The 12,817-nt window shown below is 71.2% G+C and carries 11 protein-coding genes; 4 read left to right on the forward strand and 7 right to left on the reverse strand.

All coding sequences use genetic code 11. The features are described 5' to 3' along the window. The first annotated feature begins 46 nt into the window (after nucleotides 1-46). A complete protein-coding gene (locus tag ACIRGB_RS34720; protein ID WP_403873393.1) occupies nucleotides 47-1,291 on the forward strand; it encodes a PLP-dependent aminotransferase family protein in 1,245 nt (414 codons plus the stop codon). A 66-nt stretch (nucleotides 1,292-1,357) separates the two neighbouring features. Beyond that, a complete protein-coding gene (locus ACIRGB_RS34725) occupies nucleotides 1,358-2,200 on the forward strand; it encodes an arylamine N-acetyltransferase (RefSeq protein WP_403873396.1) in 843 nt (280 codons plus the stop codon). 6 nt (nucleotides 2,201-2,206) lie between these two features. Here the strand turns inward: ACIRGB_RS34725 and argS are convergent, their stop codons facing one another. Next, a complete protein-coding gene (gene argS / locus ACIRGB_RS34730) occupies nucleotides 2,207-3,967 on the reverse strand; it encodes an arginine--tRNA ligase (RefSeq protein ID WP_403873398.1) in 1,761 nt (586 codons plus the stop codon). 161 nt (nucleotides 3,968-4,128) lie between these two features. Here argS and lysS point away from each other — a divergent pair, with 161 nt between their 5' ends. After that, nucleotides 4,129-5,877, forward strand: a complete 1,749-nt coding sequence (gene lysS, locus ACIRGB_RS34735) for a lysine--tRNA ligase (protein WP_403873401.1) — start codon at nucleotides 4,129-4,131, stop codon at nucleotides 5,875-5,877. Between the two features lie 71 nt (nucleotides 5,878-5,948). Here the strand turns inward: lysS and ACIRGB_RS34740 are convergent, their stop codons facing one another. From ACIRGB_RS34740 to ACIRGB_RS34750, 3 genes are all read right to left on the reverse strand, one after another. Then, complete coding sequence (locus tag ACIRGB_RS34740; protein ID WP_403873403.1) at nucleotides 5,949-7,220, reverse strand: DUF2637 domain-containing protein; 1,272 nt, start codon at nucleotides 7,218-7,220, stop codon at nucleotides 5,949-5,951. Nucleotides 7,221-7,308: 88 nt separating this feature from the next. Continuing rightward, nucleotides 7,309-8,211, reverse strand: a complete 903-nt coding sequence (locus tag ACIRGB_RS34745) for a DUF3558 family protein (protein WP_403873406.1) — start codon at nucleotides 8,209-8,211, stop codon at nucleotides 7,309-7,311. Between the two features lie 117 nt (nucleotides 8,212-8,328). Further along, complete coding sequence (locus tag ACIRGB_RS34750) at nucleotides 8,329-9,228, reverse strand: DUF3558 domain-containing protein (protein WP_403873409.1); 900 nt, start codon at nucleotides 9,226-9,228, stop codon at nucleotides 8,329-8,331. Between the two features lie 204 nt (nucleotides 9,229-9,432). Here ACIRGB_RS34750 and ACIRGB_RS34755 point away from each other — a divergent pair, with 204 nt between their 5' ends. Further along, the gene (locus ACIRGB_RS34755; RefSeq protein ID WP_403873411.1) at nucleotides 9,433-10,626 is read left to right on the forward strand and encodes an RtcB family protein; all 1,194 of its coding nucleotides are present in this window, start codon (nucleotides 9,433-9,435) and stop codon (nucleotides 10,624-10,626) included. Between the two features lie 39 nt (nucleotides 10,627-10,665). Here the strand turns inward: ACIRGB_RS34755 and ACIRGB_RS34760 are convergent, their stop codons facing one another. The 3 genes from ACIRGB_RS34760 to ACIRGB_RS34770 are packed head-to-tail and all read right to left on the reverse strand — an operon-like array spanning nucleotide 10,666 to nucleotide 12,701. Continuing rightward, on the reverse strand, nucleotides 10,666-11,499 hold the full coding sequence (locus tag ACIRGB_RS34760) for a hypothetical protein (protein WP_403873414.1): 834 nt from the start codon (nucleotides 11,497-11,499) through the stop codon (nucleotides 10,666-10,668). A gap of 25 nt (nucleotides 11,500-11,524) precedes the next feature. Continuing rightward, entirely contained in the window at nucleotides 11,525-12,307 is a 783-nt protein-coding gene (locus ACIRGB_RS34765) for an SDR family NAD(P)-dependent oxidoreductase (protein ID WP_403873417.1), read from the reverse strand. A gap of 55 nt (nucleotides 12,308-12,362) precedes the next feature. Beyond that, complete coding sequence (locus tag ACIRGB_RS34770) at nucleotides 12,363-12,701, reverse strand: YnfA family protein (RefSeq protein WP_403873420.1); 339 nt, start codon at nucleotides 12,699-12,701, stop codon at nucleotides 12,363-12,365. Nucleotides 12,702-12,817 lie beyond the last annotated feature (116 nt).

A 12,817-nucleotide genomic window follows, 5' to 3' on the forward strand; every position in this document is an offset into this window, starting at 1 on the left:
GCGGAAACTTTCCTGTAGGCAGCACGTACGTGCCTAGGCTGCGCGCATGACCGTGACTGAGACCGCGCCCGCCACCACCGCCGCCGCTCCGCTGCCGCCGCTCGCCGCGCGGGCCCGGTCGATCGGCGGTTCGCCGGTACGGGACATCCTCGCCGTCACCGCCCGCCCCGAGGTCATCAACTTCGCGGGCGGGCTGCCGGCCCCCGAGCTGTTCGACGCGGAGGGCATCGCCGCCGCCTACCGGGACGTCCTCGCCGAGACGCCCGCGCGGGCCTTGCAGTACTCCACGACCGAGGGCGAGCCCACCCTGCGGGCCGCGCTCGCCGCCCGCACCTCGGCGCGCGGACTGGCCACCGGCGCCGACGACCTCCTCGTCACCACCGGTTCCCAGCAGGCCCTGTCGCTCCTGGCCACCGCGCTGCTCGAACCCGGCGACACCATCCTCGTCGAGCGCCCCTGCTACCTGGCCGCGCTCCAGGCCTTCGGCTTCGCCGGCGCCCGGGTGGTGGCGGTGCCCGGGGACGAGGACGGGATCGACCCCGTGGCACTGGAGGAGCTGGTGCTGCGCGAGCGCCCCAAGCTGCTCTACACGGTCCCCACCTTCTCCAACCCCACCGGCCGGACCATGCCCGCCGCCCGCCGCGCCGCCGTCGCCGAGGTCGCCGGGCGGTGCGGGCTGTGGATCGTCGAGGACGACCCGTACGGCGAACTGCGCTTCGAGGGCGAGCGGGTGCCGTGGATCGCCTCCTACGAGGGGGCCCGGGACCGGACCGTGCTGCTGGGCTCCTTCTCCAAGGTCATGGCGCCCGGCCTGCGCCTGGGCTGGCTGCGCGGGCCCGCCGAGCTGCTGCGGGCCTGCGCGGTCGCCAAGCAGGCCGCCGACCTGCACACCCCGACCGTCAACCAGCTCGCCGCCGCCCGCTACCTGGCCGACCGGGACCTGGACGCCCACGTCGCCCGCGTCGCCGCCGTCTACGGAGAGCGCCGGGACGCCATGCTCGCGGGCCTCGCGGACGCGCTCCCGGCGGGGTCGGTGTGGACCCGCCCCGAGGGCGGCATGTTCCTGTGGGCCCGGCTGCCCGACGGGTACGACACCACCGCCCTGCTCCCCGAAGTGGTCCGGCACGACGTGGCCTACGTCCCCGGCGCCCCCTTCCACGCCGGCGAGCCCGACCGCGCCACGCTGCGGCTGTGCTTCGTCACGCAGACGCCGGACGAGATCGCGGAGGGACTGCGCAGGCTGGGCGAGGGACTGGGCACGGCGCGCCGGGCGACGCGGCTTCCGTCGTAGGACCGATGACGTCGTAGGACCAATGACCGAGGGCGGGGGCGCCGTCGCCGCACGTACGGTGAGGCCATGCCCGACAGCGCACGGACGACGACGCCCTTCTCCCTCGACGCCTACCTGGAGCGCATCGGCTGGCAGGGCGGGCGGCGGCCCGACGCGGCCACGCTCCGCGGGGTGCAGCTCGCCCATCTGCGGGCCATCCCGTTCGAGAACCTCGACGCCCTCGGCGGCCGGGCCCCCTCCCTCGACCTCGGCGACCTGATGGCCAAGCTGGTCCACGGCCGTCGGCGCGGCGGCTACTGCTACGAGCACAACACCCTGTTCGCGGCGGCCCTGGAGGCGCTCGGCGCCCGGGTGACCCGGCTGGCCGCGCGGGTCGTCGTCGGCGCGGACCGCTTCGAGGACCGTCCGCGCACGCACATGGCCCTCCTCGCCGAGCTGCCCGGCGACCCGCGGCCCCACCTGGCCGACGTCGGCTTCGGCGCCCTCGGCTCCCTCCTGGAACCGGTGCCGCTGCTGGCGGACACCGAGTTCCACGACGCCGGGCGCCGGCACCGGCTGGTGCACGCGCCGCGCCGGGGGCCGCTGGAGACCTGGGTGCTCCAGGCACACACGGCGGGCGGCTGGGAGGCGCAGTACGCCTTCACCCCGGAGCCGTTCGAGCCGTCCGACTACGAGGTGATCAACTGGCACATCGCCACGAACCCGCGGTCCCCGTTCGCCCGGCGCCCCTACGTCCAGCGCCTCACCCCGGACGCGCACCTGCTCCTCGACGGCGACCGCGTCACCGTCACGCGCGGCGACGACGGCACGGTCACCGAACGGAAGCTGTCCGACGAGACGCAGGCCCGCCGGGTCCTGGCCGAGGAGTTCGGCATCGACGCCCCCGCGGGCCTCACGCTGCTGCGATGAGGGCGCTCAGAGCCGCTCGGGCGTCCGGATGCCCAGCAGGGCCATGCCCCGGTGCAGGGTGCGGGCCGTGAGGTCGCACAGGAAGAGACGGTTCTCCACCTGCTCCGGCGTCTCGGCCTTCAGGACCGGGCACTTGTCGTAGAACGTCGTGTACAGCGACGCCAGCTGGTACAGGTACGCGGCCAGCTTGTGCGGGGCGTACTCCGCCGCCGCCTCGAAGACCGTGTCCCCGAACGCGTCCAGGTGCAGGCCCAGCGCGCGCTCCGCCCCGTGCAGCGCCAGCTCCGGGTGGGCGGCGGGGCGGACCTCGCCGGCCTTGCGGAGGATGGACTGGATCCGGGCGTAGGCGTACTGGAGGTAGACGCTGGTGTCGCCGTTGAGCGAGACCATCTGGTCCAGGTCGAACTTGTAGTCCCGGCTCGGCGACGTCGACAGGTCCGCGTACTTCACGGCCCCGATGCCGACCTGCGCGGCCCGCTCCTGGATCTCGTCCTCGGTGAGGTCCCGCGCCTTCTCCCGCACGACCTCCGCCGCCCGCTGCACGGCCTCGTCCAGCAGGTCCTCCAGCCGCACGGTCGCGCCCGCACGCGTCTTGAAGGGCTTGCCGTCGGCGCCGAGCACCGTGCCGTAGCCCATGTTGTGCGCGGTGACCTCGTCACCGAGCCAGCCGGCCCGGCGTGCGGTCTCGAAGACCATCTTGAAGTGCAGCGACTGACGTACGTCCACGACGTACAGCAGCGTGGTGGCGTGCAGCTCCTGGACCCGGTTGCGGATCGCGGTCAGGTCGGAGGCCGCGTAGCCGAAGCCGCCGTCGGCCTTCTGCACGATCAGCGGGACCGGCTGGTCGTCCTTGCCGCGGATCTCGTCGAAGAACACCACCAGCGCGCCCTCGGAGCGCACCGCGACGCCCATCTCCTCCAGGAGGCGGGCGGTCTCGGGCATGCCCTCGTTGTACGCGGACTCGCCGACGATCTCCTCGTCGCGGATCTCCATGTCGAGCTTCTCGAAGACGGAGTAGAAGTAGACCTTCGACTCGTCCACGAACTGCTGCCACAGCTCCAGCGTCTCCTTGTCGCCGGACTGGAGGGCGACGACCCGCTTGCGGGCCCGCTCCTTGAACTCCTCGTCCGCGTCGAAGACCGCCCGAGACGCCTTGTACACCCGGTTCAAGTTCGACATGGCCTGCTCGCCGTCGACGTCCTCGGCCGGGGCCAGCTCGCCGGGGTGCTCGAACAGGTACTGGATGAGCATGCCGAACTGGGTGCCCCAGTCGCCGATGTGGTGCCGGCCGATGGTCCGCTCGCCGGTGAAGTCGAGCATGCCGCGCAGCGCGTCGCCGATGACCGCGGACCGCAGGTGGCCGACGTGCATCTCCTTCGCCACGTTCGGCTGGGCGTAGTCGACGACCGTGGTGCCCGCGTCCTGCTTCAGCGGCACGCCGAGCCGCTCGCCGTCCGCGAGCCGCGCGGCGAGGTTCCGGGTGATCGCGCCGTCGCTGACGGTGATGTTCAGGAAGCCGGGCCCGGAGACCTCGACGTCCTTGATCAGCTCGTCACCGGTGGTGATGCGGGCGACGACCTCCGCCGCCAGCTCCCGCGGGTTGGCCTTCGCCTTCTTGGCCAGCGCGAGGATGCCGTTGGCCTGGTAGTCCGCCCGGTCGCTACGTCGCAGCAGCGGGTCGGCGCCGGCGGCCTCCGGCCGGGTGGCCGTGAGGGCGGACGCGAGCTGCTGCTGGACGGAGGCGGTGAGGGACGTGACCGAGGCCATGGAGTGGCTGCCGTTCTGCTCGGGTTCCTGGAGGTAGTACAGAAACCGAGTATCCCATGCGGTGAAAAGCGGTTTTCGCGGATGCGGGCCGGGCTGGGAGAATGGAGCGGCCAGCCGTGCGACCGTACCGGCTGCTCAGCAGAAGCTTCAGGGAAGAGGACGTGCCGATCGTGGCTCAGAGCACAGAGACCACCGACTGGGTCTCCCGTTTCGCGGACGAGGTCATCGCCGAGTCGGAGCGCCGTGCCCCGGGCAAACCTGTGGTCGTCGCGTCCGGACTCTCCCCGTCCGGCCCCATCCACCTCGGCAACCTGCGCGAGGTCATGACCCCGCACCTGGTCGCCGACGAGGTGCGCCGCCGTGGCCACCGGGTCCGGCACCTGATCTCCTGGGACGACTACGACCGCTACCGCAAGGTCCCGGCCGGTGTCCCCGGCGTCGACGAGAGCTGGGCCGAGCACATCGGCAAGCCCCTGACCTCCGTCCCGGCCCCGAAGGGCTCCCCGCACCCGAACTGGGCGGAGCACTTCAAGGCCGCGATGGTCGCCTCGCTCGCCGAGATGGGCGTCGAGTTCGACGGGATCAGCCAGACCGCGCAGTACACCTCCGGTGTCTACCGCGAGCAGATCCTGCACGCCATGAAGCACCGGCGGGACATCGACGCCATCCTCGACCAGTACCGCACCAAGAAGGCCCCGGCGAAGAAGCCGCAGCAGTCGCAGAAGCCCGTCGACGAGGCCGAGCTGGAGGCCGCCGAGGGCTCCGGCGCCGCCGCCGAGGACGACGGCAGCTCCGGCTCCGCCGGGTACTTCCCGTACAAGCCGTACTGCGGCAACTGCGAGAAGGACCTCACGACGGTCACCGCCTACGACGACGACTCGACCGAGCTGACCTACGCCTGCACCGCCTGCGGCTTCTCCGAGACCGTGCGGCTGAGCGAGTTCAACCGCGGCAAGCTGGTCTGGAAGGTCGACTGGCCGATGCGCTGGGCGTACGAGGGCGTCGTTTTCGAGCCCAGCGGCGTGGACCACTCCTCGCCCGGGTCGTCGTTCCAGGTCGGCGGGCAGATCGTCGGGATCTTCGGCGGCGAGCAGCCGATCGGCCCGATGTACGCCTTCGTCGGCATCAGCGGCATGGCCAAGATGTCCTCCTCCAAGGGCGGGGTGCCCACCCCGGCCGACGCGCTCCAGATCATGGAACCGCAGCTGCTGCGCTGGCTGTACGCCCGCCGCAGGCCCAACCAGTCCTTCAAGATCGCCTTCGACCAGGAGATCCAGCGGCTGTACGACGAGTGGGACCGCCTCGACGCCAAGGTCGCCGACGGCTCGGCCCTCCCCGCCGACGCCGCCGCGCACGCGCGCGCCGTCGGCACGGCCGCCGGTGAGCTGCCGCGCACGCCCAGGCCGCTGCCGTACCGGACGCTGGCCTCCGTGGCCGACATCACCGCCGGGCACGAGGACCAGGCGCTGCGCATCCTCGGCGAGCTGGACCCGGCGCACCCGATCGCGTCCCTGGACGAGACCCGGCCGCGCTACGACAAGGCGGAGGCGTGGATCAACACCCACGTCCCCGCCGAACAGCGCACCATCGTGCGCCAGGAGCCCGACGCCGAGCTGCTCAAGTCCCTGGACGAGCCGAGCCGGCAGTCGCTGCGGCTGCTGCTCGACGGGCTGGCCGACCACTGGTCCCTGGACGGGCTCACCCACCACGTCTACGGCGTCCCCAAGGTCCAGGCGGGCTTCCCCGCCGACGCCACGCCCAAGGAACTGCCGCCGGAGATCAAGACCGCCCAGCGGACGTTCTTCGCGCTGCTGTACCACCTGCTCGTCGGCCGCGACACCGGCCCGCGCCTGCCCACCCTGCTGCTCGCGGTGGGACAGGACCGGGTGCGGACCCTGCTCGGCGAGTAGGACCCGCCGGTACGGCGAAGGGGGGCGCCCGGTCCAGGACCGGGCGCCCCCCTTCGCCGTACGCGGTGCCGTCAGGCGATGTGCTCCTCCTCCAGCTCCGCGCCGTGCCGCTCCTGGAACCGCAGGACCATGCGCTTGGCGTCGGCGTCCAGCAGGGAGACGCCGAACGTGGCCTCGACGTCGTACGCGAACTCGCGCGGGGTCGGGTAGCCGCTGCCGTTGTTGAGCGACTGCTTGAAGACCTGGTAGTAGTCGTCCTCGCCCGGGCCCTCGGGCTCCGGCGTGCCACCGCCCTCCCCCAGCTCACGGGTGCGGTGCGGCCCGACCGGTATGGGGAAGCCGCCGGTCTCCTCCGGGGCGGGCTCCTGCGGGGGCGGCTCCTCCTCGAACTGCTGCCGGTACTGGTCGGCCTGCCGCTGCTCCGCCTCCCACTGGGCGTACTGGTCCGGGTCGTACGTCGGGTCGTAGTCGCCGTGGTACTCGACCGACTGCGGGTCCCTGGCGTGCAGCCACGGGTTCTGCTCCACCGGCGGCCCGTCCTCCCGCACCGGCTCCGCCTCCCGGGCGCCGACCAGCTCGGCCCGCTGCCCGGCCGGGGGCGCCGCCTGCGGGGCCGCCTCCTGGGGCCGCGGGGCCGGCGGGAGCAGGGACGGTTCGATGCCCGCCGCCGCCAGCCCGGAGGGGGCGGTCTGCGCCAGCGGGACGCCGTAGCGGGCCAGCCGCAGCGGCATCAGGGACTCCACGGGCGCCTTGCGGCGCCAGGCGCGGCCGAAGCGGGAGCGCAGCCGGGCCTGGTAGACCAGCCGCTCCTGCTCCAGCTTGATGACCTGCTCGTAGGAGCGCAGCTCCCACAGCTTCATACGGCGCCACAGCAGGAACGTCGGCACCGGCGAGAGCAGCCAGCGGGTGAGGCGGACGCCCTCCATGTGCTTGTCGGCGGTGATGTCGGCGATCCGGCCGATCGCGTGCCGGGCGGCCTCCACCGACACCACGAACAGGATCGGGATCACGCCGTGCATGCCCACGCCCAGCGGGTCGGGCCAGGCCGCCGCGCCGTTGAACGCGATCGTCGCCGCCGTCAGCAGCCACGCCGTCTGCCGCAGCAGCGGGAAGGGGATGCGGATCCAGGTCAGCAGCAGGTCGAGGGCGAGCAGTACGCAGATGCCCGCGTCGATGCCGATCGGGAAGACGTAACTGAAGTTCCCGAAGCCCTTCTTCAGGGCCAGCTCGCGCACCGCCGCGTACGACCCCGCGAAGCCGATCCCGGCGATGACGACGGCACCGAAGACGACCATCCCGATGAGGACCCGGTGCGTCCGTGTCAGCTGAAGTGGCGCGGCCACCCGTACTCCCCTCCCATTGCGTGTTGTTGCGCGCAACAGAGTGGCACATGTGTGCGGGGGACGGGTGGCCGGTGGGCCGAAGAGACCGTCAGCTGTCCTTCGCGGGCGCCTTCGAGGACGACGTGGACGGCGACTTCGACGAGCCCTCGGAGGGCGCCTTGGAGCCCGACTTGGAGTCCGACTTCGAGGGCGACGGCGTGGCGCTCGACTTGCCGTCGCCGGCGGTGCCGTTGGCCTTCGTCACCGCGGCCACCGCCTCCTTGGCCGCCTTCTGCGCGTCCTTCGCCAGGTCGTCGGCGTCCGGGGTCTTGTCGCCCGCCAGGCCCGCGCCGTTGAAGTCGACCGTGACGACGACGTTCTCCACCCGGGTCACGACCGTCTGCTGCTTGAAGGTGCCTTCCTTCTTCTTCAGGTCGTAGCGCACCAGCGAGGCCTCGTCGCCCGTGCCGCTCACCGGCGCGGTCTTGAGCTTCTTCGCGCCCTCCGCGCTCTGCACGTCCTTCAGCTGCTTCTCGTAGTAGTCGTGCGCCAGCTTGTTGCCCTCGCCGCGCGTCACATCCGACTCGAAGCGCAGCATCGACACGCTCAGCCAGCGGAACTGAGAACCCTTCACGCCGTTGTCGTCCAGGCTGTCCCAGGAGCAACTGGCCCGGGACGCCGTGTCGTTGGACGTGCCCTCCTTGCCGGAGTCGGCCTTGGGCACCAGGTCCTTCCGCGTCTTCTCGGTCACCACCGAGCACGGCTCGGGAAGCTTGTGGAACGCCGCCGCCCGCACCGTCGGTGAAGGGCTCGCGGACTGGGACGCGGCGGACTCCTCCGCGGCCTTGTCCTTGCCGTCGTCGGAGCCGGAGTCCGAGGAGCAGCCGGCTGCCACCAGCATCACGGGTACGGCGGCCGCGCCGACAAGGACGCGGGTGAGTCGCTTCGCTCGCTTCGCTTGCGGGTCTCGCTGGTCACGCTGGGCTCGTAGCTGCATGGTTCCTTCACTCATGGCACTCGTGGTTCCTGCGTTCGGAACGGGTCCGGGGGGCCACGGTACGCGGTGAAGAAGTCGTGCGGTCCCGCATCGCGGGCACCGCGCGCGGGCGCGGGGGAGCCCCGGCGGGACTCAGCCGCTCAGCGAATCCGCCAGCTGAGAGGCCAGTTTCCGCGCCATGTCCTGCATTTCCTCGCTGTCCGGCACGACGCCGAGCGTCGCCGACTGCTCCGCGTACTCGATGGTCACCATGACGTTCGACGTGCGGAACGCCACAGTCACCGTGCGTCGTTTCGCCGTCGAACCGGAGCTGCTGAGCGCGTCGTCCACGAACGCCTCGTCGCCCAGGTCGTCCAGGAGCCGGGGCTGGACCTCGGCGGGCGTGGCGTCGGAGGACGCGCTCGACGAGGACGAGGACGAGGAGGACGCGGCGGCGGAGGAGGACGACGAGGGCGTACCGCCCGCGCCGGTGGGCGGCTCCCCGGAGTCCTCGGCGTCCCCGGAGCCTCCCGCGGACGCCGACGGGCTGCCGGACGAGGACGACGGGGAGTCCTCGGCGGACCCGGACTCCGAGACGACGGGTTCGGGCAGGTCGGCGGCCTCCACCTGCTGGGCGAAGAGCTGCTCGGCCTCGCTGTCGTCGCTCACGGCGCTGTCGTACGACACCACCCGCTCGAAGCCGACGAAGAGATGGTCGGTGGCCTCGGCCGACTCCACCTTCCAGCGGCAGCCGACCTTGCGGTCGGTGTCGTACGCGAGCGTCGGCTCGCCCGCGTACGCCTTCTCGCGCTGCTCCTCGTCGGTGATCTCCTCGATGCCGGGCAGGAGGGAGTCGAGCGTCTTGGTGCCGACCGCGCCGCACGGCTCCGGAAGGGTGCGGTACTTGCCGGGCTCGGCCGCCTCGGTCACGACGCCGGGCTCGCCCGCCTTCGAGTCGTCCGAGGTGGCACCGCCGTCCGAGCCGCCGGTGCAGCCGGCCAGCAACGCCGCCAGGAGGGCGGCGACGCCGGGTACGTAGGCCTTCCGCTGCACGATGCGGCTCCTCTCGCCGGTGTGGCTGTGGTCGGTACTCCAGTGTCCCCGCTGGTTATTCGCTTGCCGCGCGGGGGCGTCCGCTGGAGACAATGTGTATCGCACGCGCCGCCGTGAACGCCGGTCAGCCGTCCCTTTGGCTGCCCTTGGCGCCGGTTTTGCGCTTTGAGACTTCTGTTTGTTTTCCGGGGGAATGAGGACGATATGTCGTACGTGGAGATGCCGGGCGCGAAGGTGCCGATCCGGATGTGGGCCGACCCGGCGACGGTCGAGGAGGGCGCGCTCCAGCAGCTGCGCAACGTCGCGACCCTGCCGTGGATCAAGGGCCTCGCGGTCATGCCGGACGTGCACTACGGCAAGGGCGCGACGGTCGGCTCCGTGATCGCGATGCGGGGCGCGGTGTGCCCGGCGGCGGTGGGCGTCGACATCGGCTGCGGGATGTCGGCGGTGAAGACGTCCCTGACGGCGAACGACCTCCCGGGCGACCTGTCCCGGCTGCGCTCGAAGATCGAGCAGGCGATTCCGGTGGGGCGGGGCATGCACGACAGCCCGGTCGACCCGGGCCGCTTCCACGGGCTGGCGACGGCCGGGTGGGACGACTTCTGGGGGCGGTTCGACGGGGTCGCGGAGGCGGTCAGGTTCCGGCTGGAGCGGGCTGGGAAGCAGATGGGGACGCTAGGCGGGGGCAACCACTATCTCGAACTCCTGTTCGATGAAGAGGGTGCTGTGTGGATCACGTTGCACTCAGGGTCCCGGAACGTCGGCAAGGAATTGGCCGAGTACCACATCGGCGTCGCCCAGAAGCTCCCGCACAACCAGGGTCTGGTCGACCGCGACCTCGCGGTGTTCGTCGCGGACACTCCGCAGATGGCCGCGTACCGCAACGACCTGTTCTGGGCGCAGGAGTACGCGAAGTACAACCGCACGCTCATGATGGCGCTCCTGAAGGACGTGGTCCGCAAGGAGTTCAAGAAGGCCAAGCCGGTCTTCGAGCCGGAGATCTCCTGCCACCACAACTACGTGGCGGAGGAGCGGTACGAAGGGATGGACCTCCTGGTGACCCGCAAGGGCGCCATTCGGGCGGGCTCTGGCGAGTACGGGATCATCCCGGGCTCCATGGGGACCAGCTCGTACATCGTGAAGGGCCTCGGTAACGAGAAGGCATTCAACTCCGCCTCGCACGGGGCCGGGCGGCGCATGAGCCGGAATGCCGCGAAGCGGCGGTTCACGGTGCGGGATCTGGAGGCCCAGACCAACGGGGTGGAGTGCCGGAAAGACTCCGGTGTGCTGGATGAGATTCCGGGGGCTTACAAGAACATTGACCAGGTGATGGCGCAGCAGCGTGATCTCGTCGAGGTCGTGGCCAAGCTGAAGCAGTTCGTGTGCGTGAAGGGCTGAGCGGGGCCCCCGGCGAGTCCGGGGGCCTCCTTCAGCTGGTCACTGTTGGCTGGGCCTGGGTACTTGGCCGGAGCGAAGACGCCACATGCGGAGATTGCAGCTCTGCGGAGTTCGCCCGAGCGCCTCGGCGGCCGCCGTCGGGCTGTTGAGCTTCAGCAGGATCCGGTCTTCTGTCGCGGTCCAGCGTCGCGCGGTGTACGCGGACCTCATTTCGGTCGGCCGCACCCATGCGGCGAGTGACTCGGCGGCAGCCTGCTTGCGCTTCAGGCACAGGCAGCCGCGGTAGTACAGGTCTGCTGCCAGACGCTGGGCCGCCTCCATAGCGTAGAGGACGTTGTAGATGCCCTCTCGTGCGTTGCGCTTGATCGTGCGCTGTACGCCGGCTACTTGCGTGCCGTAGTCGCAGAAATAGTGGCCGATGGCACTGCTGGCCGTGGTGAGGGAGACGAAAGGGAAGCCCTTTCCGGTGTAACCCACCGACCCGTCTGCGTCGATGACACCTCGGAGGTAGTCGCGGCCCGCGAACTCACCGTGAGGCGGTGAGATGGTTCGCGATTTGCGGCCGTATGGAAGGCCGAGCTTGCTGAGCAGGGTCCTGGCTTCCAGTGAGCACAGCGACCACACCGCCGTGTGAGAGGTCTCGGCGAAGTTGGTTGACCGTGTGCGCTCACTGACACTGCTGTAGAACGGCGTCAGCTCTTGGAACTGGCGGAGAAGATCGATGTCACGCACGCTGATCTCCGCGGACAAGCGGCCTTTTTGACCTGAGCCTTGAGAGAGATGTCCGTCCGCTTGCAGGAAGCCGAACAGGTACGCGTACTCGGGGACCCTCAGGTCCATGAACTGATGACCGCTAGGCTCGTGTTCAGCCACAGGTCCTGTGAGTTACCAACCGACGTCAGCCCTCCCGGTGCACCTTGGTGTTCGAGGCCTGGGCGCGGGGGCGGACGACCAGGAGGTCGATGTTGACGTGGGCGGGGCGGGTGACCGCCCAGGTGATGGTGTCGGCGACGTCGTCGGCGGTCAGCGGGTCGGCGACGCCCTGGTAGACCTTGGCCGCCTTGTCCTGGTCGCCGCCGAAGCGGGTCAGGGCGAACTCGTCGGTCTTGACCATGCCGGGCGCGATCTCGATGACCCGGACCGGGCGGCCGACGATTTCCAGGCGCAGGGTCTCGGCCAGGACGTGCTCGCCGTGCTTGGCGGCGACGTAGCCCGCGCCGCCCTCGTAGGTGGACAGGCCCGCGGTCGAGGAGACGACCACGACCGTGCCGTCGCCGCTCGCCTCCAGCTTGGGGAGCAGGGCCTGGGTGAGGTTGAGGGTGCCGATGACGTTCGTCTCGTACATGCGGCGCCAGTCGTCCGGGTCGCCGGTGGCCACCGGGTCGGCGCCGAGCGCGCCGCCCGCGTTGTTGACCAGGACGCCCACGGTCTTGAAGGCCGAGGCGAACTCGTCGACGGCCGCGCGGTCGGTGACGTCCAGGGGGTAGGCCGTCGCCTGGTGGCCGGTCGCCCGGATCTCCTCCGCCAGCGCCTCGATACGGTCCTTGCGGCGGGCGGTGAGGACCACGCGGTACCCGGCCTCGGCGAGCTGCCGGGCCGTCGCGGCGCCGATGCCGCTGCTCGCACCGGTGACGACGGCGATACGGGAGGCGGCGGACGGGGCGGCGGCTGCGGTGGCCATGGGCTGCTCCTCGGTCGGTGGTGCGGGTCGCCGCCCAGGTTAGTCAGCGCCGTGGTCAGCCGGCGTCGCGCGGGGCCCACATGATCAGGGACATCCCGGCGAGGCAGACCAGCGCCCCCGCGATGTCCCAGCGGTCGGGGCGGTAGCCGTCGGCGACCACGCCCCACAGGATCGAGCCGGCCACGAAGATCCCGCCGTACGCGGCGAGGATGCGGCCGAAGTGCGCGTCGGGCTGGAAGGTGGCGACGAAGCCGTAGGCGCCCAGGGCCAGGACCCCGCCCGCCGCCCACAACCAGCCGCGCTGCTCGCGCACCCCCTGCCACACCAGCCAGGCGCCGCCGATCTCGAACAGGGCGGCGACGACGAAGAGCGCGGCGGAGCGGAGCACGAACATGCGGGCAGCTTCGCACGCGCCGCGTCCCCGCCGGGCGGCGGACCTGCGGAATAACGGTCGGAGGTGCTCCGTTCCAGGGGTATAGTTGAACACTAAACAACCTGGAGGTTGAGCGA

This window comes from Streptomyces sp. NPDC102490, from assembly GCF_044765285.1.
Taxonomy (GTDB): Bacteria; Actinomycetota; Actinomycetes; order Streptomycetales; family Streptomycetaceae; genus Streptomyces.